Below are 23,901 nucleotides of genomic sequence, written 5' to 3'. Positions count from 1 at the left end.
GCTCCCCGCGACCCCCCGGTCACCGCGATCACGCCGAAGTCTTCATGTACTACTGACCAGTCACACGTCCCTCCCGCCCCACGCGACGTAAGCTGCCACTTCCTGGACACGTGATACGGGGCAGAACATGCAACTGGGGGACAACGGGGCGGAAGGGCCTGGGCGGATACTCGCCGGGCGCTACCGGGTGGTGACGCAGCTCGGACGCGGGGGCATGGGCACCGTGTGGCGGGCCGTCGACGAGCGGCTGGGGCGCGAGGTCGCGGTGAAGGAGCTGCGCGCGTTCAGCGATTCGGACGCGCGCGACCTCGCCGAGATGAGGCTGCGTACGGAGCGGGAGGCGCGCGCCGCCGCACGGGTGCGGCATCCGGGCGTCGTCGCCGTGCACGACGTGACGGAGCACGACGGCCGGCCGGTCATCGTGATGGAGCTGGTCGACGGCCCGTCGCTGGACGACGTGCTGCGCGAGCGCGGCGGCGTCACGCCGGCCGAGGCGGCGCAGATCGGGCTGAAGGTGGTCGACGCGCTCGGCGCCGCGCACCGCGCGGGGGTGCTGCACCGGGACGTGAAGCCGGGCAACATCCTGCTGGAGCGCGGCGGCCGGGTCGTGCTCAGCGACTTCGGCATCGCCGCCATGGAGGAGCCGGCCGACGGCAACAGCACGCATCTGACGCGCAGCGGTGAGCTCGTCGGCTCGCTCGACTACCTGGCGCCGGAGCGGGCCCGCGGCGAGCAGCCGGGGCCGCCCTCCGACCTGTGGTCGCTGGGCGCCACGCTGTACGCGGCGGTGGAGGGCATCTCGCCGTTCCGCCGTACGTCGACGTGGTCGACGATCACCGCGATCATCGTGGACCCGCTGCCGGAGCCGCGCCGGGCGGGGCCGCTCGCGCCCGTGCTGCAGGCGCTGATGGCGAAGGACCCGGGCGAGCGCGCCGACGTCGACCGGGCGCGCGCCCTGCTGGAGCCGATCGCCGGAACGGCGGGGCCGCCGGCGGCGCAGGGGCCGGACACGGTGCGGCTGGGCCGGGTGCCTGCCGCGCCGCCGCCCGGCGCGTACGGGCCGCCGGCCGGGCTCGCGGCTCCCGGAGCCGCGGCCCCGCAGGGGCAGTTCGGCCCGCCGCAGCTCGGGCCGCCGGGGACGGAGTCCCGTACCGCCGAGCAGACCGCGCCGCAGCGGCGCCGCGGCGGACGCCGGTGGGTGCCGGTCGCCGCGGCCGCGGCGGCTGTCCTGCTCGCGGGCGGGGGCGTGACGTACGCGCTCGCCGGGGGCGACGAGGGCGAGCCGGCCGCGCGCGAGGAGACGGAGGAGCCGGCCGCCGAGGTCGTCTCGCCGTCGCCCGGGAAGGGCGACGAGGGTAAGGAGCGGGACGGCAAGGGGGAGAAGGAAGAGAAGGACGGCAAGGACGACACGGGCGGGGAGGAGAACGGGCCGGCCGTGGACGGCGATGGCTCCCCCGCCGAGGAGGAGGGTGCCGCGGGCGGCGGCACCGGCGGTACGGACGGCGGTGGCGACGGCGGCGCGGACGACGGCTCCGGCGGCTCCGGCTCGGGCGGTGGCAGCACCGGGGACGGCAGCGGTGGCGGGAGCGGTGGCGGCGACGCCGGCGGGAGCACGTCGGGCGGCGGCACCGGCGGCGGCTCGGCCCCCGACCCGTCGTGCACGCCCATCGGCGGCGGGAAGTACAACTGCGAGGTGTGGCGGACCGCCTCGTCGTACGACGCGGCGCACAACCCGGTCGGCACGCTCTACGCCGGCACCAACTACTTCTTCTGCCAGGAGAAGAAGTCCTACCGCGAGACGTCCGGCGAGTGGACCAACGTGTGGTGGGGCAAGACGGACGACGACTCGGGCAACGCAGGGGTCTGGGTGAGCGTCGTCTACATCAAGGGCGGTGCCAACGACGCCCCCGTCCCGGGGCTGCCGGTGTGCTGAGATGATCCTGGCGTGACCGACCTGAACGCCGCCGCCGTACGGGACCAGCTCGGCCTCGACGGCACGTACGCCCCGTGGACCGATGCCCTGGCCGCCGCCCACCCCGCGCCACCGCCCGCCGATGTGCCGCGGGGCGCGGAGCTGACCGCGCTGCTGCGCGCCGTCGGCGTCCCGGAGCGCGAGGACGCCGAGCTGACCGCCGCGCTGGCGGAGCTGACCGCCGCGGGATCACCGTACGCGTGGCTGCTGGACCGCGCCGTCGCCGCGCTGGCCGCCGCGATGGGGTCGGTCGGCGACGACCGGGGCGGTCCCGGCAGCGGTCCCGCGCTGCCCGCGGCGCTGGGCGCGGCGGGGCGCTGGTTCCACGCCGCGGTCTTCCTCGCCGCCGTGCCGGAGGTGCGGGCCTACCACGCGCGCCACGACGTGCCGGACGACGTGTCCTGGGCGACGCTCGCCGACCTGGGCAACAAGGTGGGCGTCCACCGCCGGCTGCACGGCGAGGGCGGGATGGGCAACCAGCGGTGGATGACGCTCCCGTACGGCGGCATCCTCTACCGGCTCGGCCGGCTGCAGTTCAACCTCGACCGCGATCCGGACGCCGGCCACGGGCTCGAGGTGCACATCCCCGAGGGCGGCCCGCTGGACCCGCGGGCGTGCGAGGAGTCGTACGCGCGGGCCGCGGAGTTCTTCCCGCGCCGCTTCGGCACGTTCCTGAAGAGCGCGCCGGGCGGTGAGCTGCGGCTGAACTGCGCGTCGTGGCTGCTGGATCCGCAGCTCGGGGACTATTTGCCGGCCGACAGCAACATCATGCGCTTCCAGCGCAGGTTCACCCTCGATCCGCGGGAGCGGGCGCGCGTGCCCGAGCCGGACGAGCACGGGCTGGCGGTGCCCGACCGCGGGATCGTCGAGTTCGTGTTCCGGCGGGTGGTGCGTACGCCCGCGGACGTCGCGGCGCTCCCAGCGCGTACGACGCTGGAGCGCGCCGTCGTGGCGCATATCGCGGGCGGGGGCCACTGGGGCGCGCCGCGCGGGTCGTTCATGCTCCCGGTCCCCGGCTGAGCGAGGCCGCGGCTCAGAACGCCCCGTGCCGCCCCTCCCCCGCGGCGAAGCGCCCGGCCCCGGCCGCCGCCTCGCCGAGCGCGGCGCTGCCGTGGCGCAGCTCCGCCGCCATCGCCTCCGCCTCCGGCAGGCCGTGCTGCTCCAGCACGGAGGCACGGTCGGCGCGCAGGCAGGTCTGCGGGAACCGGGCGATCTCCGCGGCCAGTTCCTCGGCCGCGGAGCGCGCCTGACCGGGCGGCACGAGCCGGTTGGCGAGCCCCATCTCGTACGCCTCGGGGGCCGGGACGGGGCGGCCGGTGAGGATGAGGTCGAGGGCGCGGCCGGTGCCGATGAGGCGCGGCAGGCGTACGGTGCCGCCGTCGATCAGCGGCACGCCCCAGCGGCGGCAGAAGACGCCGAACACCGCGTCCTCCTCCGCCACCCGCAGGTCGCACCAGAGCGCCAGCTCCAGCCCGCCGGCGACCGCGTACCCGCTCACGGCGGCGATGACGGGCTTGGTGAGGCGCATCCGGGTGGGGCCCATGGGCCCGTCGCCGTCGGGCGCGACGCGGTTGCCCGCGGGGGTGCCGACGGCCTTGAGGTCGGCGCCCGCGCAGAACGTGCCGCCCTCGCCCCAGAGCACGGCGGCGCGGGCGCCGGGATCGGCGTCGAAGTCCCGGAAGGCGGCGGCGAGTTCGGCGGCGGTGGGGCCGTCGACGGCGTTGCGGACGCCGGGGCGGGCGAGGACGACGGTGGTGACGTGGCCGGTGCGCTCGATGCGTACGTGTCCGCTCATGACCGGACGTTACCAGCGCGTAGGGCGGGGGGAGTACGGGCCGGCGGTCCGTACCGTACGGGCCGGCCCCTGCGCTCAGGCCGGCCGGCCCGCGACGAGGTCCAGCGGCCCGCCGCCGTCCTCCAGCGCGCCCAGGCCGGCCCGCGCGATGGCGGCGCCGCGCGGCGGCAGCAGGTCGTCGAACTCGTCGGGCGCCGCCAGCCGCCAGTCCACGATCTCGGTGCCGTCGACCCGCACGCCTGCCAGGTCGGCGGCGTCCAGCACCCCGCCGTCGTACACGTACACGACGAGTGCGGGCGCGGGCCTGCGCGAGGCGAAGTCGACGGCGAGCAGCCGGCCCAGCGGCCGGTCGAGTCCGGTCTCCTCGCGCAGCTCACGCCGCGCCGCGGGGCGGGGGGTCTCGCCGAGGTCGCTGTCCACGCCGCCGCCCGGCAGTTGCCAGCGGCCGTCGTCGCGGTAGCCGGCGCGGACCAGCAGCAGCCGGCCCGCGCTGTCGCGCACCAGTGCGCCGGCGCCGACGAGCACGCGCGGGCGCACGGCGAGGTACGAGGACGGGTCCAGTGCGGCGGCGTGCTCCAGCTCCGCGCGGCGGCGTGCGGAGACGGCGGCGCACGAGCCGGGCTGCGGTTCGCCGCCGACGAGGTGGGCGACGGCGCCGGTGTCCCAGGCGTCGAGCGCGGCGCGCAGCCGGCGGGCGTCGAGGGCGGGCAGGGCCGCCAGGGCGGCGTCGCGGTCCAGCCAGCTCGTCGTGAGCCCGTCCGGGTCCCCGTCACCGGCCGCGCCGGGCGCGGCGGTCGCGGTGGCGGGCGGCGGGGCGGCGGCGTAGAGGTGGACGAGCCCGGCGCGGCCGCCGGCCGCGGGGACGGAGTCCACGGCGAGGAGCCGCCCGGCGGGCAGGTCGGCGCCGAGCGCGTCGCGCAGCGCGCGGGTCAGCGCCTCCTCCGGCGTCTGCCTGCCGGAGACGGCGACGCCCGGCAGCACGGGCTCGGCGTCGGCGGCCGGCTCGGCGGGCAGCAGCACGAGGACGCGTCCCGCGCGGTCCTGCACCACCGCGGTCGCGGTCACCGCGGGCCCGTGGGCGGCCTCGGCGTGCGGGGGCGGGCTGTCCGGCTGGGCGGCGGTGCCGGCGGTCGTGAGCATGTGACGGCTCCTCGGTTCGTGATGGGCGGCGGGTGGCCGGGCGTCAGCCGGGGCCGGTCGCGTGCGTCAGGGTCTCCCAGGCGACGAAAAGGTCGTCCGTGCCCGCGGGCCGCTGCCGGGCGAGCAGCTTCGCGGTCTGCGGCAGGTCGACGCCGAGCCGGTCGTGGTAGTGGTGGTACGCCACCTCCAGGTCGGGGCCCATGGTGCGCTCCACCCGGCCGCCGCAGAGCGACGCGGGCGGGCGCTCGCCGAGCTGGTAGCGGGCGTGCAGCTCCAGCGCGGCGGTGATCCGCGGCTGCACCTCCGCGTACAGGTCCGTGCCCTGGTGCCAGGCGGTCTCGGCGATGTGCGCGGTGGCGGCGAGGGCGTAGCCGACGTGCATCAGGTTGCGGCACGCCTCCTGGGCCAGGCCCTCGGGGTAGGTGCGCTGGCCGAACCAGTAGGTGGTGATCTCCTCGGCGGTGTCGATCTGCCCGCCGGGCGGGGGCGTGGGCCGGGGCCCGTCGGCGTGGACGTAGAAGTACGCGGGCACGCGGGCGCGGAAGCGGCGCAGCGCCGCGTCGTAGGCGGGGCGGTCGTCGAGGAAGACGGCGATGCCGGTGGCGGCGTCGGTCATCGCCAGGTCCCAGTTGCCGTTGTAGTCGGGGACCGCGCCGGTGACCTCGGGGAGGTAGACCTCGCGCAGCAGCCGCTCGAAGCGGCGTACGTCCGCGCGCGGCCAGCCGTCGTAGGTGGCGCGGACCAGTTCGGCGGCCCGCGCCCAGGAGGAGCCGGCCCAGGCGGCCTGGAGCGGGGCGTTGCCCTCGGTGTGGTCGGTGAGCCTGCCGGACCAGGCGTCCATGATCTGCACGGCCTTCTCGGCGTGCGCGCGGTCGCGGGTGACGGACCAGATCAGCGCGTGGGTGTACGCGGCGATGGCGTCCTCGCGCTCGTCGGTGCAGCCGACGCCGGGGTTGGTGTCGGGCGGGCACACGACGACCGGCGCCGGGTGCGGGACGTAGGAGAGCCTGCCGTAGCGGCTGCGGCGCATCGCGCGGAACGCGCGGAAGGGTCTGTCGCCGTCCCTCACCCGGGAGCGTATGGCGCGCAGTTGGGGGCCGCTGACCAGCACGCCGGGGTGACGGAACGGGGCCGTCTCGCGGTGCTGCCCGCGGGGCAGCGTCTCGGCGGGGCCGCCGGCCGCCACGACGGTGAGCAGCGCGAGGAGCAGGACCGCGAGGCGGCGGGGGAATCGACTGGGTGCCATGGCACACCTCCACCGTTCAGACTCGAACGCCCGCTGTCCGTACGCATCCAGAGTGGGGCCGAACGGGGGCGGCCGGGGGACCCCGTTCGGCGGCACGGTCCCGTCCGGCGTCAGCGCAGGTAGTTGTAGACCGTCGCCCGCGACACCCCGAGCAGCCCGGTGACCAGCCGGACCGCGCTCCTCACCTCCAGCAGCCCGCGGTCGCGCAGGTCGCGGACGAGCTCGCGGCGGTCTGCGGAGCCGAGCGCCCGGGGTGTCTGGCCGCGGGCGGCGGCGAACTCCTCCACCGCGGCGCGCAGTTCGTCCGCCGTACGCGCCCGCAGGGTCTCGGTGAGCGGCAGCCCGGGGTCCTCCACGGCGGTGAGCGCCTGGAGCGTACGGGCCGTGCGGTCGAGGACGGAGACGTCGAGGTTGAGGCAGAGGGCCGCAACGTAGGCGCCGGAGGAGTTCCGGATGCCGATCGACGTGCTCTTCGCGGGCCGGCCGTCGGGGAAGCGGTTGGGGTAGTTCTGGATGACCTCGGGGTAGTCCGGGTCCTCGATCCGGGCGAGGCCCAGCTCGGTGGCGGGGTCGCCGGGACCGCGGCCGGAGAGCGGGTTCTCGATGGTACGGACCGCGTGCCGCGGGTCGCGCAGGTCGTGCAGGACGACCTCGCAGACGCCGGGGAACATCCGGCCCAGAGCGGTGACGATCTTCTCGGCCTCGCGCAGCAGCAGTTCGTCCTCGGTGCTCATGCGCCGCCCCCGAACACCCCGGCGAGCACCGGCGCCGCCTTCAGCCCGGTGCCGGTGAGGAGCACGGCCGTCGTCTCGCCCGGCCGGATGGCGCCGCGGGCGCGGAAGACGTCGACGGCCGCGGCGGCGGTGGCGCTGGTCGGCTCGGCGTAGAGGCCGAGGGCGGCGAGGCGGACGACGGCGGCGCGGATGCCGTCCTCGCCGATCGCCGCCATGTCCCCTCCGGAGCGGCGCACGGCGCGCAGCACCTCCGGCAGCCGGACGGGCTCGCGGATGGCGGTGCCCTCGGCGATCGTCGGGGCGAAGCCGGTGGGTACGGGCCCGTCGGCGCCGGCGGCGAAGCTCGCGTGGATCGGGGCGCAGTTGGCGGGCTGGGCGGCGAGGATGCGGGGGCGGCGCTCGATGTGGCCGGCGGCGAGGAGTTCGCCGAAGCCGGCGTCGAGGCCGAGGACGGTGCTGCCGGCGCCGGCGACGGTGACGACGCAGTCGGGGGCGGCGAAGCCGAGGTCCTCCCAGAGTTCGTAGGCGAGGGTCTTGGTGCCCTGGAGGAAGAGGGGGTGCCAGTTGTGCCCGGCGTAGGGGACGGTGGCGGCCCTGCGTACGGCCTCGGCGGCGGTGGCGTCCCGGCCGCCGGGCACCAGCTCGACCTCGGCGCCGTACGCGCGGGCCTGCAGCACCTTCGCCGGGGAGGTGCCCTCGGGGGCGAGGATGCGGGCGCGGATGCCGGCGGCGGCGCAGTAGGCGGCGACGGAGGCGCCGCCGTTGCCGGAGCTGTCCTCGATGACCTCGGCGACGCCGAGCCGGGCGAGCGCGGAGATCATCACGGTGCTGCCGCGGTCCTTGAAGCTGCCGGTGGGGCCGAACCACTCCGGTTTGAAGAACACCTCGCTCCCGCCCCAGCGGCGGGCGAGCAGCGGGGTGCGGCCCTCGCCGAGGGAGACGGGCGCCTCGATGCCGAAGGGCAGGGCGGCTCGGTAGCGCCACAGGGAGCGCTCGGCGGTGTCGATGTCGTCCCTGCCGATCCCGGGCACGCCGCCGACCTGGAGGGGGGTGCCGTCGTCGGCGCGCCAGCGGAGGGCGTCGAAGGGGTACGTACGGCCGGATCGCTCGTCCACCAGATGAGTCATAGTGTCCAACTCTAGACGATCCGTCCAAGTCATCGGGGACGCCGTTCCCGAACCGCCCCCTATGCCCCGGTGACGGCGGACGCCGCGGTCACCACAATGGGCCGGGTCCGTGACGCCCACCCGGCCGGGAGGCCCCATGCGGTTGCGCCGCCCCACCGTTCCCCTCGCCCTCGCCGCGATCCTCGCCACCGCCGCGGCCGCCGCGCCTCCGACGGCCGCCGGGACGGACGCGGCCGCGCCGCCGAAGTCCGCGGTGGCGACGGGCTACGGCGGCGCCGTGGCCAGCGTCGACCCCGACGCCACCGCGGCCGGCATCGAGATCCTGCGCGACGGCGGCAACGCGGTCGACGCCGCCGTCGCCACCGCCGCCGCGCTCGGGGTCACCGAGCCGTACTCGGGCGGCATCGGGGGCGGCGGCTACTTCGTCCACTACGACGCGAAGAGCGGCCGGGTCGCCACCCTCGACGGCCGCGAGAAGGCCCCCCTCACCGCCGACGAGGAACTCTTCACCGAGGACGGCGCGGCGATCCCGTTCGACCAGGCGGTGACCAGCGGCCTGTCCGTCGGCGTGCCCGGCACGCCCGCAACGTGGGAGCAGGCGCTGCGGCAGTGGGGCACGACCTCGCTCGGCGAGGCGCTGGCGCCGGCGACGCGGCTGGCGGCGGAGGGCTTCACCGTCGACGAGACGTTCCGAGCGCAGACCGCGGCCAACGAGGCGCGCTTCCGCGACTTCCCCGCCACCCGGGAGCTGTTCCTGCCCGGCGGCGCCCTGCCGACGGTGGGCAGCACGCTGCGCAATCCCGACCTGGCCGCCACCTACGGGCAGTTGGCCGACGAGGGCGCGCGGGCGATGTACCACGGCGACCTGGGCGCGGACGTGTCGGACACGGTGCGCCGCCCGCCGGTCGACCCGGGCGCCGACCGGGTGGTACGCGCCGGCGACCTGCGCCCGGCCGACCTGCGCGCGTACCGGGTGGCGCGGCAGCAGCCGACGCACGTCGGCTACCGCGGGCTCGACGTCTACGGCATGGCGCCCTCGTCGTCCGGCGGCACCACCGTCGGCGAGGCGCTGAACATCCTGGCGGGCACCGACCTCGGCGAGCTGTCCGAGGCCCAGTACCTGCACCGCTTCCTGGAGGCGTCCCGCGTCTCCTTCGCCGACCGCGGCCGGTGGGTGGGCGACCCGCGCTTCTCCCGGGTGCCGACGCGGGAGTTGCTCTCCCAGTCGTACGCGGACTCCCGCGCCTGCCTCATCTCCCCCGACGCGGTGCTCACCAGCCCGCTCGCCCCGGGGGACCCGCGCCGCCCGGACGCCTCCTGCGCGGCGAAGGGCGCACCGGAGGGCACGTCGTACGAGGGTCCCAGCACCACCCACCTGACGACCGCCGACAAGTGGGGCAACGTCGTCGCGTACACGATGACGATCGAGCAGACCGGCGGCAGCGGGATCACGGTGCCCGGCCGGGGCTTCCTCCTCAACAACGAGCTGACGGACTTCTCCTTCACGCCGTCCGTGCCGGGCGTGCCCGACCCGAACCTGCCGGGCCCGGGCAAGCGGCCCCGCTCCTCGATGGCGCCGACGATCGTCCTCGATGACGGTGAGCCGCTGCTCGCGACCGGCTCGCCGGGCGGTTCGACGATCATCACCACCGTGCTCCAGGTGCTGACGGGCCGGCTCGACCGCGGGCTGACGCTGCCGGAGGCCATCGCGGCGCCGCGCGCCAGCCAGCGCAACACCGCCTCGACGTCGGCGGAGCCGGGATTCCTCGGACTGCCGGCGCGCGGTGAACTGGCGGAGCTGGGGCACCGGTTCACCGACGGCGGCGAGATCGGTGCGGCGACCGGCGTCGAGCGGCTGCCCGACGGGCGCTGGGTCGCGGCGGCGGAGCCGGAGCGGCGCGGCGGGGGCGCGGCGGCGGTGGTGCGGCCCGCCGGGCGGGACTGAGCCGGGGCGGCGGTCACGACCGGGGCGGGGCGCGCGGCGCCCCGCCCCGGTCGTCGTGTGTGCGGGTCATGTCCCGGCCCTTGACGGGCAGTTGGTACGTACCTAAGGTCACGGGCTGTCACGGTGTTCATGTGAACACTCAACGTTCATATACGCGAACGGATGGACCCCACCATGCAGGGCACCCCCACACCCGCACGCCATCGCCGCAGACCGCGTGCCGCACTGTTCGCCACCCTCGTCGCGGCCGTCACCGCCCTGGTCGCCTCGCTCCTCGGCGGGCCCGGCACCGAGCGCGCCGGCGCCGCGCCCGCGGCCTTCACCCACCCGGGAGTCACCGTCTCCCGGGGCCAGTTGGACTTCACCCGGGAGAAGGTCAACGCCGGCGCCCAGCCCTGGAAGGGCGCCTACGATCAGATGATGGGCAGCAGGTACGCGAGCCTCAGCCGTACGCCCAAGCCCCGCGCGGTCGTCGAGTGCGGCTCGTACTCCAACCCCAACTACGGCTGCACGGACGAGCGCGAGGACGCGATCGCCGCGTACACCACCGCGCTGGCCTGGTACCTCACCCGCGACGAGCGCTACGCGCGCAAGTCCATCGAGCTGATGGACGCCTGGTCCGCGACGATCAGGGACCACACCAACAGCAACGCGCCGCTGCAGACCGGCTGGGCCGGATCCTCCTGGCCGAAGGCCGCCGAGATCATCAAGTACACGTACGACGGCGGCTGGGCGAACGAGGGACGCTTCCGGACCATGCTGCGCGACGTCTACCTGCCGGAGATCATCGGGGGCTCCAACTCCAACGGCAACTGGGAGCTGACGATGATGGAGGCGGCCGTCGGCATCGCCGTCTTCCTGGAGGACAAGGGCGCCTACGACCGGGCGATGCAGACCTTCCGCACCCGCGTGCCCGCGTTCGTCTACCTGGAGTCCGACGGCGAGCTGCCCCGGACGGTGCCGAAGCAGAACCTCGACACCCGGCAGAAGATCATCAACTACTGGCAGGGGCAGTCCACCTTCGTCACCGGGCTGACCCAGGAGACCTGCCGCGACTTCACCCACACCGGATACGGCCTGGCGTCGATCTCGCACGTCGCCGAGACCGCCCGGATCCAGGGCGAGGACCTGTACCGGACCGACGTCGGCGAGCGGCTGCGGCACGCGCTCGGCTTCCAGTCCCGCTACGAGCTGGGCGAGGCGCCGCCGGCCTGGCTCTGCGGCGGCAGCGTCGACCGCGGCCTCGGCCCGGTCACCGAGATCGGCTACAACGCCCTGCACCACCGGATGGGCATCGCCATGACCAACACCGGCCGCTACACCGAGCAGAGCCGGCCCGCCGGGTCGAACAACCTCTTCGTGGCCTGGCAGACCCTCACCCACGCCGAGAACCCGGCCTGACACACCACCGGCCCGCACGCGGGGGGCACGTGCGGGCCGGGGCGGGGGGACGGCCGCGGCGGGCGGCGGCAGTGACGGTGCCGCCGCGGGCCGCGGCCGGGAGGACCGCGGACCCGACGGGGGGACGGATCCGCGGCCGGCTCAGGAGCGGCGTCGGCCGATCCGCGTCAGCTGATGCGGTGCGAGCGGAAGAACCACGCCTGCTGCTCCAGGTCCTGCGTCGCGGTGATGAGCAGGTCCTGCGTGATGAGGTCGGTGTCGTCGGTGTCCGCCACCCGCTGCCGCATGCGCGCGGACGCCTTCTCCAGCATGTCGGTGACGTCGTCGATGACCTTCTGGTCGGAGATCTTCCCGGGCCCGATGTCGGGCAGCGGGCTGTTGGCGGCGATGGTCTTCGCCCGGCCGTCCGGGCTCACGCCGAGGGCCGCGGCCCGCTCGGCGAGGGTGTCGGCGTGCCCGCGGGCCAGCTTCACCATCTTGTCGAGCTGGAGGTGCAGCTCGCGGAAGAGGGGGCCGGTCAGGTTCCAGTGCGCCTGCTTGCCCTGGAGGGAGAGATCCAGCAGATCGACCAGCGCGCCCTGCAGCGCCTCGCCGGTGACGTCCAGGGCCTTCTTGTCGAGGATCGTGGTCATGTGTGGGCGCCTCCTTGCTCGTGCTTGTGGATCCCATCCTACATTAGACTTTGTCTAACCTCTTGTCAGGCTACGCCATTCGGGGACCAGGCGCCAAAGGCGGGGGCGGGGAGCGGCCGGGGCGGCTGTCGCGTACGAGGTCACGGAGGCGGCGGCGTACGCCCTCTTGTCCAACCGCATGGGCACTTCTATCGTTCGCTCAGGTCTCGGCGCACGGAAAGTGACTCAGTCATGTCAGAGCGCACAGGGCGCGGCAGGCACCGCCGCTACCGCCCCGGCCCGGTGTCGCGGGCCTCCCTCACCGTCACCGCGAGCGGCGCGGGGCTCGCGCTGCCGCTGGTCGCCGGCGCCGCCGCGCCGGCCGCGGGCACACCCGCGGACGCGCTGCACAGCCCGGCGAAGGACCGGGCGCAGGAGGGCCTGAAGCCGCCGTCCGACGGCGCGTTATCCGACCGCGCCGATACGGAGACGGCGGCGGACGGCAGCGCCGCCGCACCGCAGGGCGGGCGGGCCGGCACGGTCGGCAAGAAGCCCGGTCACCACGAGGTCGCCGCCGGGGAGACCCTGTCCGGCATCGCCGACCAGCACCGCGTACGCGGCGGGTGGCCCGCGCTCTACGAGCGCAACCGCGGCGTCGTCGGCGCCGATCCCGACCTCATCCTCCCCGGCCAGCGCCTCACCCTCCGCGGCGGTGCCGCGGCCCCGCCGAAACCGCGCGCCGACTCCCCCGCGGCCGGGACCAAGTCCCGCCAGTCGCAGGAGAAGGCGAAGTCCGGCGGCAAGGCGAAGCCCGAGAAAGCGAAGCCCGAGAAAGCCAGGCCCAAGGCCAAGCCGGCGAAGAGCAAGCCGGACCGGACCAAGCCGGACGCGAAGAAGCGGGCCCCCGCGTCCCAGGCCGAGGCCAAGGCCAAGCCGAAGCCGAAGCCCGAGGCCAAGCCCGCCGCCGACTACACCTCCCCGCTCGCCGGCGCCTCCATCGGCACCCCTTACGGCGCGAGCGGCAGCAGTTGGTCCAGCGGCTACCACACCGGGGTCGACTTCCCGGTCCCGGTCGGCACCGGGGTGCGTTCCGTCGCCGACGGCGAGGTCGTCAGCGCCGGCTGGGCGGGTGCGTACGGCTACGAGGTGGTCATCCGGCACCGCGACGGCCGCTACAGCCAGTACGCGCACCTCTCCGCGGTCACCGTGAGCGCCGGCCGGCCGGTCAACGCCGGGCAGCGCATCGGCCGCTCCGGATCGACGGGGAACTCCACGGGACCGCATCTGCACTTCGAGGTCCGCACCGGACCCGGCTACGGGTCCGATGTCGACCCGTTGCGCTATCTGCGCGGGCACGGAGTGCGCATCTAGCCCACACGTGCACCGCGCTGACCTGGGGCTTGACGATTCGTCACGAGACTTCACGTACGAAGGCTTGACCCTGCCGCGCTCCGGGTGCTTAAACGTATCATCATGAAGAAGACGCGTCCCACGGTCCGCGACGTCGCCGCCCTCGCCGGGGTGTCCGTCGCGACGGTGAGCTACGTGGTCAACGGGCGGGACAACCGGATCGGCGCCGACACCCGCGAACGGGTGCTCGCGGCCGTACGGGATCTCGGCTACGTGCCGAACAGCTCCGCGCGCGGGCTCCGCAAGCGTCGCACCGAGCGGGTCTGCCTGGTGATCGGCTCGCTGGGCAGCCCCGTACAGGAGCAACTGGTACGCGATCTGCACGCGGCCGCGGAGGCCGACGGCTACGGCGTCCTCACCCTCATCGTCGACTCCCCCGCGCACGCCGCGCACGCGGCCCGGCTGCTCCGCCAGGGCCTGGCGGACGGCGCCGTCTTCTTCGACTCGGCGCGCCACTTCGGCGACTTCGGCGAGCTGGCCCGGGGCCGGCTGGCGATGGTCGTGGTCGACAACTCCGTGGCGCCGGACGGCTTCGACGTCGTGCGCACCCCGGAGTACGAGGCGTGCGGCGAGGCGCTGGACCACCTGCTCGCCGCCGGCCGCCGGCGGGTCGCCTTCCTCGGCCACCGGCACGACCTGGAGCTGGGCGACCGCTCCGCGCGGCTGACCGCGTACCGGGACGCGCTGCGGCGGCACGGCCTGCGGCCGGACGGCCGGCTCGTCGGCGCCGGCGCCGACAGCCGCGTCGAGGGCTACCGCGCCACCGCCGCGCTCATGGCCCTGCCCGAGCCGCCGGACGCGCTGTTCGTGGCCTCCGACCGGGCGGCGATCAGCGCGATCTGGGCGGTCCGCGACACCGGCCGCACGGTGCCCGCGGACGTGGCGGTCCTCGGCGTCGGGAACCTGGAGGAGGGCTCGGTGATCCGCCCCGCGCTGAGCACCGTGGGGCAGCGGCAGATCGACTTCAGCCGCGTCGCCGGGCTGCTGTTCGAACGGCTGGCGGCGGCGGAACCGCCGGCGGCCCGCGAGATCGTCCTGCCCTGGTCCTTCATACCCAGGGAGTCGACGTGAACGAGCGCGCGTCCGACGGACGCATGACCAACCGAATGCACGGCGAGAGGAGCACCCGCATGTCAGCAAGGCCAGCCACCAACGGTCAGTGGATGACCCGGCGCAGGATGCTGGGCGTCGCCGGCGGCGCCGCCGCGGCACTCCCCCTGGCCGCCTGCGGCTCGGGCGCGCCCGAGGCCGAGTCGGGCGGCGGCGGGGGCGGCGGCACGTTCCTCGCCTACTGGAACAACGCGCACGAGTACGAGGCGTACAAGGACGTCGTCGCGCAGTTCGAGAAGGACCACGGGGTCACCGTGGAGCTGCAGAAGTTCCAGTGGGAGGACCTGCGCACCAAGCTCGTCTCGGACTTCCAGTCCGGCAACGTGCCGGACGTGGTGGAGGAGCCGGGAAGCTGGGTGCAGGAGTTCGCGCTCAGCAAGGACGCGCTGTCGCTGCAGAAGTACCTCGACAAGGACGGCGCGAAGATCGGGTTCCCGGACGACTGGCTGGACGTCGCCGTCTCCGACAACACCCACGAGGGCCAGGTGTACGGCATCCAGATGCACTACACCTGCACGCTGCTGTTCTACAACCGCAAGATGCTCGACGACGCGGGCATCGAACCGCCCGCCACCTGGGACGACTTCCTCTCCGCCGCGCGCGAGCTGACCTCCGGCGACGTCAACGGCACGGTGCTCAACGACGGGCTCAGCTACTCCTACCCGTGGATGCTCCAGAACGGCGTGCACGAGTACGACGCGGACAGCGGCGAGCTGCTGCAGCCGCGCGCCGCCGCGATGGAGGCGATGCAGTTCCAGCGGGACCTCGTACACAAGCACAAGGTCTCCCCCAAGCCGACGACGTCCCTGGACGTGACGCGCGCCGCGAAGTTCTTCGCCGCCGAGCGCACCGCCATGATCCTCACCGGCCCCTGGGACATCCCGATCATCAAGCAGTCCAATCCGGACCTGGAGTACGGGATCGCGCCGGCGCTGACGGGCAAACGGCAGTCGACGATCGCGGGCGGCACCACGCTGTTCATCCCCGCGCAGGCCAAACGCCCCGACCTCTCCTGGGACTTCATCAAGCGGATCACCGCGCTGAAGACCGAGACCGCGGCGACCGAGGAGTCCAGCATGCTGATGCCGCGCAAGTCGTGGGCGAAGGAGCCGGCGGTCCAGGAGAACCCGGACGTCAAGCCGTTCACGGAGGGGCTGACGTACGCCGAGGAGTTCCGCACCGGCGTCTACACCACCGGCAAGGCGGGCGAGCTGGAGGACATCTACAAGACGCTCTACGAGAGCATGCTGATCGAGGGAGCCGGGGCGGAAGAGGCGTTCGCCGCCTACGACGACGCGGCCAAGAACATCCTCAAGGGCTAAGTGCACATGGCAACGCCGGCCGAACTCCCCCAGCTTCCGGAGCCCGTGGAGCTCCCGAAGCGCACGAAGCGCACCAAGCGCTCCCCGATCGCCCGGCGCCAGGCACGTACCGCGTACGTGTTCCTGGCGCCGGCGCTGATCTTCTTCGCGATCTTCTTCTACTACCCGATCGCCGACATCCTCAACACCAGCATGCTGACGGGCCAGCGGACCGACGAGTTCGCCGGGTTCGACAACTACACCAACGCCTTCGAGGACCCCCAGGCGCGCAACGCCTTCAAGGTCACGCTCCAGTTCGCCGTCGCCACCACCGTCGGCGCGATCGTGCTGGGCATGGGCCTCGCGGTGCTCATCAACCAGAAGCTGCGCGGCAGCCTGGCGTTCAAGCTCGCGCTGCTGGTGCCCTACCTGACGTCGATCGCCGTGGTCGGCCTCATGTGGCGCAACATCCTCGACCCCGAACTCGGCATCCTCAACCGGATACTGTCCGACCTCGGCCTGCCCACCCAGGAGTGGCTGAACACCCACCCGGTGGCCACCATCGTCGCCGTGACGCTGTGGATGACCACCGGCTACACGATGATCCTCTTCCTGGCCGGGCTCCAGGGCATCCCGGACGTGTACTACGAGGCCGCCAAGGTCGACGGCGCCAACGGCTGGCAGCGCTTCCGGCGGATCACGGTGCCGCTGCTCACCCCGACCACGCTCTTCGTCTCCGTGATGGCCGTGATCACCGGACTGCAGGCGTTCGGGCAGGCGTACATCATCACCCGCGGCGGTCCGGGAGAAGCCTCCGACCTCTTCGTCTTCCACATCTTCGAGCTGGCGTTCCGCGGCCGCAACTTCGGCTACGCGTCGGCGCTCTCGGTGCTCCTGCTGCTCGTCATCGTGGCCTTCACGCTGGTGCAGTTGCGCATCGGCCGGGACCGGGAGGTGCAGCACTGATGACCGCCAGGACGTACAAGACGATCGCCTACGTGCTGCTCACCGTCGCCAGCCTGATCACCGTCGTGCCGCTGCTCTACACGGTCTCGCTGTCCCTGCAGACCGAGAAGGAGATGCTGTCCGCGGAGTCGGTGCTCTGGCCGGAGTCGCCGCAGTGGGGCAACTACTCCACGCTCTTCGAGGAGGCGCCGTTCGGCAGCTTCATCCTCAACAGCCTGGTGGTCGCGGGCGCGATCGCGCTCTCCCACCTGATCTTCGACCCGCTGGTCGGCTACGTGTTCGCGAAGTTCGACTTCCCGTTCAAGAACACGCTGTTCGTCGCGATCCTCGCCACGCTGATGATCCCGCTCTTCGTCCGCATGATCCCGCTGTACGTGATGATGTCGGACCTCGGCTGGCTGGACAGCTACCAGGGGCTCATCGTGCCGTTCCTCATGGACGGCTTCGGCATCTTCCTCATGCGGCAGTTCATCCAGCCCATCCCCGACGACCTCATCCACGCGGCCCGGGTGGACGGGGCGAACGAGTTCACCATCTACTGGCGGATCATCCTGCCGCAGTGCAAGCCGGCGCTGGCCGTGCTGGGCCTGTTCACCTTCGTCTTCCAGTGGAACGAGTTCCTCTGGCCGCTGGTCGTGACGACCTCGGAGCGGATGCGGACGATCCCGGTGGGGCTGACCCAGTTCAGCCAGGAGCAGTTCCAGCTCTGGCATCTCACCGCCGCGGGGTCGGTCATCATGTTCGTACCGACGGCGCTGCTGCTCATCTTCAGCCAGCGCTACTTCGTCCGCGGAATCGCCCTGACCGGCCTGAAGTGACCCCCCACCCGACCGTGCGGAAAGGACCCCGATGCCCGACCGGCGTCCCCATGTCATCGTCGTCTTCACCGACCAGCAGCGCTGGGACACGACGGGCGCGGGCGGCAACCCGCTCGACCTGACGCCCGCGTTCGACCGGATGGCCCGCGCAGGCACGTACGCGTCGGCGGCGATCACCCCGCAGCCCGTCTGCGCGCCCGCCCGGGCGGCGCTGCAGACGGGCCGGTGGCCCACCGACACCGGCTGCTACCGCAACGGGATCCCGCTGCCGCGCGACGCCCGTACGCTCGCGCACCACTTCGGCGACGCCGGCTACACCACCGGGTACATCGGCAAGTGGCACCTGGCCGGCGAGGACCCGGTGCCGCCGGAGGAGCGCGGCGGGTACCAGCACTGGCTGGCCTCCAACGTGCTGGAGTTCACCTCGGACGCGTACCGCACGGTGATGTACGACGAGGACGGGGACCCGGTGCGGCTGCCCGGCTACCGCTCGGACGCGCTCTTCGACGCGGCGATCCGGTTCGCCGCCGACCACCACGAGGAGCCGTTCTTCCTCTTCCTCTCCCTCATCGAGCCGCACCACCAGAACGAGGTCGACGACTACCCCGCCCCCGACGGCTACGAGGAGCGCTACACGGGCCGCTGGCTGCCGCCGGACCTGGCCGCGCTCTCCGCGGAAGGCGGCACCGCGCACCGGCACATCGCCGGCTACTGCGGCCAGATCCGGCGCGTCGACGAGGGCCTGGGCCGGCTGCTGGACGCCCTGCGCAGCATGGACCTGCTCGACGACACGATCGTGGCGTTCACCTCCGATCACGGCAGCCACTTCCGTACCCGCAACTTCGAGTACAAGCGCTCCTGCCACGACGGTTCGATCCGGGTGCCGCTGGCCCTGCGCGGCCCCGGCTTCGCCGGCGGCCGGGTGCTCGACGCTCCGGTCAGCACCCTGGACCTGCCGCCGACCCTCCTGGACGCCGCGGGGCTCGACGTCCCGGAGGAGATGCACGGGCGCTCCTTCCTGCCGCTGGTCCGCGACCCGGATGCCGACTGGCCGGAGGACGTCTTCGTCCAGGTCAGCGAGTCCGAGTGCGGACGGGCGCTGCGCACCTCACGGTGGAAGTACTACGTCGTCGACCCGGCGGCCGACGGCTGGCGTACCCGCTCCGGCAGCAGGTACGTCGAGACGGCGCTGTACGACCTGGCCCACGACCCGTACGAGCTCGACAACCTTGTCGGGCTCGTCTCGCACCGCGCGCTCGCCGACGGGCTGCGCGCGCGGCTGCTGGCGCGGATCACCGCGGCGGGCGAGCCGGAGCCGGTGATCGAGGCGGCTCCGGAGCGGCGCGCGATGCAGCGCCGGGTCGATCCCACCGTGCACGGATTCAAGCTCGACGGCGTGCGCTTCGGACACCAGCGCAAGCACCCCTGAACCCCGGTGGGGCGAGCCCATGGCGGCCGCTCAGGCGGCCGCCATGGGCGGGCAGATGCAGCGGACGCGACCGCAGCGCGGGCACACCGGCACGAGCGCGGTGGCATGCTGCTGCTGGGGTTGGTGACAGGTCATCTCGGATCCTCCGCCCGGCTGTGAGAACGTGATCTCCTACTCGTTAGACGCACCGGGGAGCGATCAGGTTTATGGACAGCGGTGCCTGGGACGAACGCTATGCCGCGAAAGACCTCGTTTGGGGTGGTGAACCGAACCGCTGGGTGGCCCGCGAGGTGGCGGAGATCACGCCCGCGCGCGCCCTTGACCTGGCCGCCGGCGAGGGGCGCAACGCGCTGTGGCTCGCGGCCCGCGGCTGGCGGGTGACGGCGGTCGACTTCTCGCAGGTCGCGCTGGAGCGGGGCCGCCTGCGGGCGGCGGAGCTGCCGCAGGAGGCCGCGGAGCGGATCCGGTGGGTACGGGCCGACCTGCTGGAGTACGCGCCGGAGGAGGGCTCGTACGAGCTGGTGGTCGTGGCGTACCTGCACCTGCCGGGCGCGCAGCGGCGCCGGGTGCTGCGGCGGGCCGCCGCCGCGCTCGCCGGCGGCGGCGACCTGCTGGTCGTCGGGCACGACTCGGCGAACCTCACGGAGGGCACCGGCGGGCCGCAGGATCCCGCGGTGCTCTTCACGGCCGAGGACGTGCTGGCGGACCTGGCGGACGACCCGCTTCGGACCGTACGCGCCGAGCGGGTGCGCCGCCCCGTGGCGCAGGAGGCGGGGCCGCCGAAGGAGGCGATCGACGCCCTGGCCCGGCTGCGCCGGGCGCCCTGAGGCCGCCCCCGGACCCCCGGCCCCCGTGTGACCAGCCGTTGTTGACTTGAACCAATCTTCAAGTTGCACGGTGGGACACATGACGACTTCCACCGCCGTACGACAACGAACGCCCGCCGGCTACGACGATCTGCCGCGCCTCATGGGCCTGATGACCGGCGACGAGAAGCACGGCCCCGCCGCCACCTCCACCCTCGACGCCCTGTGGGTCCTCTACGACCGCGTCCTGCGGGTCACCCCCGGGACCGCCGAGGCGCCGGACCGCGACCGGTTCCTGCTCTCCAAGGGCCACGGCCCGATGGCGTACTACGCCGTGCTCGCCGCCAAGGGCTTCCTGCCCGCCGACTGGCTGCCGGGATTCGGCGCGTACGACTCGCCCCTCGGCCACCACCCGGACCGCACCCTGCTGCCCGGCGTCGAGATCGGCAGCGGCTCCCTCGGCCACGGCCTGCCGCTGGCCGTCGGCACCGCGCTCGGGCTGCGCGCCCAGGGCCTGTCCGAGCCGCGGGTGTGGGTGCTCGTCGGCGACGCCGAGCTGGACGAGGGCAGCAACCACGAAGCACTCGCCTACGCCGGCGCCACCGGCCTGGACTCCCTGCACACCCTCGTCATCGACAACGCCTCCGCCAGCCACGCGCTGCCCGGCGGCATCGCGGCCCGCTTCGAGGCCGCCGGCTGGTCCACCGCCACCGTCGACGGCCGCGACCACGAGGCGCTGTACGCCGCGTTCACCGCCCCGCACCCCGGGCGGGCGCGCGCCGTCGTCGCCCGCGTCGAACCCGCGTACGCCTGACCGTCCCGCACGCTCCCCGCGCCACCTCCCGCCTGGAAAGGACACCCGACCATGGACACGATGCGCGAGCGCTTCGCCTCCGTCACCTCCCGGCTGCTGGACGAGGACCCCCGGCTGGCCGTCGTGCTCGCCGAGATCGGCACCGACGGCTTCGCGGAAGCGGCCCGGCGGCACCCGGACCGCGTCATCAACGTCGGCATCCGCGAGCAACTGCTCGTCGGCGTCGGCGGCGGGCTCGCCCTGGCCGGGATGCGCCCGGTGCTGCACACCTTCGCCAGCTTCCTCGTGGAGCGCCCCTTCGAGCAGGTCAAGCTGGACCTCGGCCACCAGGACGCGGGCGCGGTGCTGGTCAGCGCCTACGGCTCGTACGACTGGCCGGCCGGCGGCTACACCCACATGGCGCCCGGCGACATCGCGCTGCTGGACACCCTCGACGGCTGGACGGTGCATGTGCCGGGCCATCCGGACGAGGCCGCGACGCTGCTGCGGCACGCGGTCGCCGCGGGCGACGACAAGGTGTACGTGCGGCTGTCGCAGCAGGCGAACGCGGCGGGCCGGCCGGTCGACGGCGCGGGGTTCCTGACCGTGCGCGAGGGCCGCGCGGGCGTGGTCGTGGCGGTCGGCCCGCTGCTGGACGACGTGCTGGCCGCGACCGAGGGCCTGGACGTGACGGTGCTGTACGCCACCACCGTGCGCCCCTTCGACGCCGCCGCGCTGCGCGCCGCGGTGGGCCCCGGCCCCGCGGACGTCGTCCTGGTCGAGCCGTACCTCGCCGGCACCTCCACCGCGTACGCGAACGACGCCCTGGCCGACGTGCCGCACCGGGTGCTGGGTCTCGGCACCGCCCGGGGCGAGCTGCGGCGCTACGGCACGGTCCCCGAACACCTGCGGGCGCACGGGCTCGACCCCGCGTCCCTGCGCGAGCGGATCGCGGCGTTCACGGGCCCCCGGGACGGGGCCAGGGCCGCGGCCTGACCGACGGGGGCCGGGCCGGTCAGGACTCGCCGGCCAGCTCCGGGTGCTCCGCGAGCAGCCGGGGCGGGGCGGCCTGGCGCCAGGAGTCGGCGACGATGATCTGCAGCTCGTCGCGGTCCTCCAGGGCGGCGATCCGCACCCGTACCCACGCGAACGGCGCCTCGTGGTCGGCGACCCAGAACTTCTCCGGCTCCGCGAGCGCGAGTTCGTCCCGCTCCACCTTGGGGCAGCGCACCGCGAACGACGTCTCGTCCTCCGGCAGGGTGAGGAACATCTTGCCCTTCACCCGGAAGGTGGGCATGCCCCACGCCAGCTTCTCCGCGGTCTGCGGCAGCGCGAGGGCGGTCTTGCGTACGTCCTCGGCGGTGAGGGTCATCGGTGCTCCCCCGTCGGTCACACGTGCTTGTCGAGCCAGTCGAGCAGGTCCGCCTGGACCTCGGCGCGGTTCGTCTCGTTGAGGATCTCATGGCGGGCCCCGGGGTACGCGCGCCAGGTCGGCTCCCGCAGCCCCGCGTAGCGGAAGTCCTCCAGCAGCTCGGCGACGTGGGTGAGTCCCTGGTTGCACGGATCCCGGTCGCCGACGGCGATGTGCACGGGCAGGTCGACGGGGATCCGGGCCACGTTGTACGGGTCGTTGATCTTCCGGGTACCGAGCACCCAGCCCAGCGACAGCGCGACGTCGAAGGGGAAGCCGCAGCGCTCGTCGGCGACGTAGGCGTCGACCTCGGCGGTGTCGCGGGAGAGCCACTCGAAGCCGGTGCGGTGCTCGTACGGGTCGTTGAACGACGCGAAGATCTCCGGCACGAAGTCCGAGAGCGCGCCGCGCCCGCGCTCGGCCGCCTCCCCCGCCAGCCGGCGCACCGCGGTCTCCGTCTCCACGCCCGGCAGGCTGCGCAGGATGCCGGTGAGCACGAGCCCCGCCAGGCCCTCCCCGTGCTCCTGGGCGTAGTCGCGGGCGAGCATCGAGCCCATGCTGTGGCCGAGGAGGACGAAGGGCAGCCCGGGGTGGCCGGCGCGGAACCGGTCGCCGACGGCGGTGAGGTCGTCGACGACGGCGCGCCAGGGGTCCGCGTCGCCGGTGCCGGTGACGCCGTAGCCGCCGGTGGCGGCGGCGGTGGCGGTGGCGCCGTGGCCGCGGTGGTCGGAGGCGGCGACGGCGTAGCCGTGGGCGGCGAGGAAGCGGGCGAACCGGTCGTAGCGCAGGCCGTGCTCCGCGGCGCCGTGCACGATCTGCACCAGCGCCCGCGGCCGGCCGTCCTCGGGCAGCCAGGTGTACGAGGCCACGGGCGTGCCGTCCGCGGCCTGGAGGTGGTCGGAGTGCATGCGGCTCGCCTTCCTCGCGATCGGTCGGGTCCGGAGCGGGACTTCCGGGGGTCCAGCCTCTCTCGCCGGGGCGCCGGACACCAGATCAGTCGTCGAAGGAGATCACGACGTGGTCCTCGACGGGCTCGTACCCGAGGCGCTGGTACAGCGCGTTGCTGGTGGGGTTGGCGAGGTCGGTGAAGAGGAGCACGTCGAGGGCGCCGGCGGCCGGCGCCGCGCGGCTGACGGCCGCGGTGACGGCGGCCGCGTAGCCGCGGCGGCGCAGCGGGGGCGGGGTGTAGACGGGCGCGACACGCACCATGCCGGCGACGGTCCGGGTGAGGCCGGCGTACGAGACGGGCCGGCCGCCGTCCTCCCAGAGCGTCGCGCCGCCGTAGGCGAGCCGGTCGGCGACGGCGCGGGCCGGGTCGCCCGCGCCGCCGCCGGACTCGGCGGCGAACTCCCGGGTCCACGCGACCAGCAGGTCCCGGTCGGCCTCGGTGGCGGGTCTGGCCCGTCCGGGCGGCGCCGGGTCCGGGGGCACCAGCTCTCCCAGCCGGTAGAGCCGGTGCCGCTCCTCCACGGTGCCGGCCGCGCCGGTACGCGCGGTCCAGGCGCCGGCGAACGCCTCGGCCGCCGCCCGCCCGGCGTGCACGCCCGAAACGGGCGGCCCCCCGGCGGCCCGCAGCTCCGCCAGCTCCACGGCGGCGGCCGCCGGCATCCGGGACAGCACGAGCGGATAGGGCGGGGTGGCCAGATACGCCCCGGCCACCCGTCCGTCCGGGGCCCGCCACCATCCGAACTCGGGCGTGCCGCCGCCGTACCGGTCGAGGCCGGCGGCGTCGAGCGAGGCGGTCACCGTCAGCAGGACGGTGTGCGGGGCGGGCTCCGCCCTCAGGAAGGGGCCCGCGGCGGCGGTGAAGGCGTCGAGGTCGTGCGTCGTGGTCCAGCTCATGCCCCACCCTGCACCGCCGCCGCGTACGAAAGCACCCGTATTTC

Annotated in this window: 22 protein-coding genes; 13 read left to right on the top strand and 9 right to left on the bottom strand. The window is 74.2% G+C overall.

Translation table 11 applies throughout. From position 1 onward, the window contains the following. Positions 1–127 precede the first annotated feature (127 nt). The gene (locus DMB38_RS34325; protein ID WP_125938455.1) at positions 128–1,933 is read left to right on the top strand and encodes a serine/threonine-protein kinase; all 1,806 of its coding nucleotides are present in this window, start codon (positions 128–130) and stop codon (positions 1,931–1,933) included. 12 nt (positions 1,934–1,945) lie between these two features. Beyond that, a complete protein-coding gene (locus DMB38_RS34320) occupies positions 1,946–2,992 on the top strand; it encodes an acyltransferase domain-containing protein (protein ID WP_125938454.1) in 1,047 nt (348 codons plus the stop codon). Positions 2,993–3,005: 13 nt separating this feature from the next. On the opposite strand, the gene DMB38_RS34315 is transcribed toward DMB38_RS34320, so the two are convergent. The 5 genes from DMB38_RS34315 to DMB38_RS34295 all read right to left on the bottom strand — a co-directional run bounded on the left by DMB38_RS34315 (position 3,006) and on the right by DMB38_RS34295 (position 8,014). Continuing rightward, entirely contained in the window at positions 3,006–3,767 is a 762-nt protein-coding gene (locus DMB38_RS34315) for a crotonase/enoyl-CoA hydratase family protein (RefSeq protein ID WP_125938453.1), read from the bottom strand. Positions 3,768–3,842: 75 nt separating this feature from the next. Next, on the bottom strand, positions 3,843–4,907 hold the full coding sequence (locus tag DMB38_RS34310; RefSeq protein ID WP_125938452.1) for an NUDIX hydrolase: 1,065 nt from the start codon (positions 4,905–4,907) through the stop codon (positions 3,843–3,845). Positions 4,908–4,950: 43 nt separating this feature from the next. Then, a complete protein-coding gene (locus tag DMB38_RS34305; RefSeq protein ID WP_125938451.1) occupies positions 4,951–6,153 on the bottom strand; it encodes an alginate lyase family protein in 1,203 nt (400 codons plus the stop codon). Between the two features lie 110 nt (positions 6,154–6,263). Next, on the bottom strand, positions 6,264–6,887 hold the full coding sequence (locus DMB38_RS34300) for a PAS domain-containing protein (protein WP_125938450.1): 624 nt from the start codon (positions 6,885–6,887) through the stop codon (positions 6,264–6,266). Next, positions 6,884–8,014: a pyridoxal-phosphate dependent enzyme gene (locus tag DMB38_RS34295; protein WP_164716161.1), complete on the bottom strand. Its 1,131-nt coding sequence runs from the start codon at positions 8,012–8,014 to the stop codon at positions 6,884–6,886. The genes DMB38_RS34300 and DMB38_RS34295 overlap by 4 nt, the downstream gene beginning before the upstream one ends. A 136-nt stretch (positions 8,015–8,150) precedes the next feature. Here DMB38_RS34295 and ggt point away from each other — a divergent pair, with 136 nt between their 5' ends. Both ggt and DMB38_RS34285 read left to right on the top strand, forming a co-directional pair. Beyond that, on the top strand, positions 8,151–9,959 hold the full coding sequence (ggt, locus tag DMB38_RS34290; protein WP_125938449.1) for a gamma-glutamyltransferase: 1,809 nt from the start codon (positions 8,151–8,153) through the stop codon (positions 9,957–9,959). A gap of 174 nt (positions 9,960–10,133) precedes the next feature. Further along, the gene (locus DMB38_RS34285; protein ID WP_125939463.1) at positions 10,134–11,360 is read left to right on the top strand and encodes an alginate lyase family protein; all 1,227 of its coding nucleotides are present in this window, start codon (positions 10,134–10,136) and stop codon (positions 11,358–11,360) included. Between the two features lie 167 nt (positions 11,361–11,527). Here DMB38_RS34285 and DMB38_RS34280 read toward each other — a convergent pair whose 3' ends face one another. Then, the gene (locus DMB38_RS34280) at positions 11,528–11,992 is read right to left on the bottom strand and encodes a DNA starvation/stationary phase protection protein (protein WP_047019364.1); all 465 of its coding nucleotides are present in this window, start codon (positions 11,990–11,992) and stop codon (positions 11,528–11,530) included. A 282-nt stretch (positions 11,993–12,274) separates the two neighbouring features. Here DMB38_RS34280 and DMB38_RS34275 point away from each other — a divergent pair, with 282 nt between their 5' ends. The 9 genes from DMB38_RS34275 to DMB38_RS34235 all read left to right on the top strand — a co-directional run bounded on the left by DMB38_RS34275 (position 12,275) and on the right by DMB38_RS34235 (position 21,600). Further along, a complete protein-coding gene (locus tag DMB38_RS34275) occupies positions 12,275–13,342 on the top strand; it encodes a M23 family metallopeptidase (RefSeq protein ID WP_125939462.1) in 1,068 nt (355 codons plus the stop codon). A gap of 102 nt (positions 13,343–13,444) precedes the next feature. Further along, positions 13,445–14,452, top strand: a complete 1,008-nt coding sequence (locus tag DMB38_RS34270; RefSeq protein ID WP_240662628.1) for a LacI family DNA-binding transcriptional regulator — start codon at positions 13,445–13,447, stop codon at positions 14,450–14,452. Positions 14,453–14,511: 59 nt separating this feature from the next. Next, entirely contained in the window at positions 14,512–15,813 is a 1,302-nt protein-coding gene (locus DMB38_RS34265) for a sugar ABC transporter substrate-binding protein (protein ID WP_240662627.1), read from the top strand. A 6-nt stretch (positions 15,814–15,819) separates the two neighbouring features. Further along, positions 15,820–16,758 carry a sugar ABC transporter permease gene (locus tag DMB38_RS34260; RefSeq protein WP_125938448.1) on the top strand — a complete coding sequence of 313 codons (939 nt, stop codon included), beginning with the start codon at positions 15,820–15,822 and terminating at the stop codon, positions 16,756–16,758. Next, positions 16,758–17,576, top strand: a complete 819-nt coding sequence (locus DMB38_RS34255; protein WP_047019362.1) for a carbohydrate ABC transporter permease — start codon at positions 16,758–16,760, stop codon at positions 17,574–17,576. The genes DMB38_RS34260 and DMB38_RS34255 overlap by 1 nt, the downstream gene beginning before the upstream one ends. Before the next feature lie 31 nt (positions 17,577–17,607). Continuing rightward, positions 17,608–19,005 carry a sulfatase-like hydrolase/transferase gene (locus tag DMB38_RS34250; protein WP_125938447.1) on the top strand — a complete coding sequence of 466 codons (1,398 nt, stop codon included), beginning with the start codon at positions 17,608–17,610 and terminating at the stop codon, positions 19,003–19,005. A gap of 206 nt (positions 19,006–19,211) precedes the next feature. Next, on the top strand, positions 19,212–19,832 hold the full coding sequence (locus DMB38_RS34245; protein ID WP_125938446.1) for a class I SAM-dependent methyltransferase: 621 nt from the start codon (positions 19,212–19,214) through the stop codon (positions 19,830–19,832). Positions 19,833–19,911: 79 nt separating this feature from the next. Continuing rightward, entirely contained in the window at positions 19,912–20,625 is a 714-nt protein-coding gene (locus tag DMB38_RS34240; RefSeq protein WP_125938445.1) for a transketolase, read from the top strand. Between the two features lie 51 nt (positions 20,626–20,676). Next, positions 20,677–21,600 carry a transketolase gene (locus DMB38_RS34235; RefSeq protein WP_125938444.1) on the top strand — a complete coding sequence of 308 codons (924 nt, stop codon included), beginning with the start codon at positions 20,677–20,679 and terminating at the stop codon, positions 21,598–21,600. Positions 21,601–21,619: 19 nt separating this feature from the next. Here DMB38_RS34235 and DMB38_RS34230 read toward each other — a convergent pair whose 3' ends face one another. The 3 genes from DMB38_RS34230 to DMB38_RS34220 form a co-directional block, all read right to left on the bottom strand. Further along, positions 21,620–21,976, bottom strand: a complete 357-nt coding sequence (locus DMB38_RS34230) for an MmcQ/YjbR family DNA-binding protein (RefSeq protein ID WP_027745099.1) — start codon at positions 21,974–21,976, stop codon at positions 21,620–21,622. A gap of 17 nt (positions 21,977–21,993) precedes the next feature. Then, positions 21,994–22,923 (bottom strand): alpha/beta hydrolase, encoded by a 930-nt coding sequence (locus tag DMB38_RS34225; protein WP_125938443.1) that lies wholly within the window; start codon positions 22,921–22,923, stop codon positions 21,994–21,996. Between the two features lie 85 nt (positions 22,924–23,008). Further along, positions 23,009–23,857: a GNAT family N-acetyltransferase gene (locus DMB38_RS34220; RefSeq protein ID WP_125938442.1), complete on the bottom strand. Its 849-nt coding sequence runs from the start codon at positions 23,855–23,857 to the stop codon at positions 23,009–23,011. Positions 23,858–23,901 lie beyond the last annotated feature (44 nt).

The sequence above is a fragment of the Streptomyces sp. WAC 06738 genome, from assembly GCF_003945505.1.
Lineage (GTDB): Bacteria > Actinomycetota > Actinomycetes > Streptomycetales > Streptomycetaceae > Streptomyces.
Note: the sequence above shows the minus strand (reverse complement) of the source record. Positions and strands in the feature narration are given on the sequence as shown.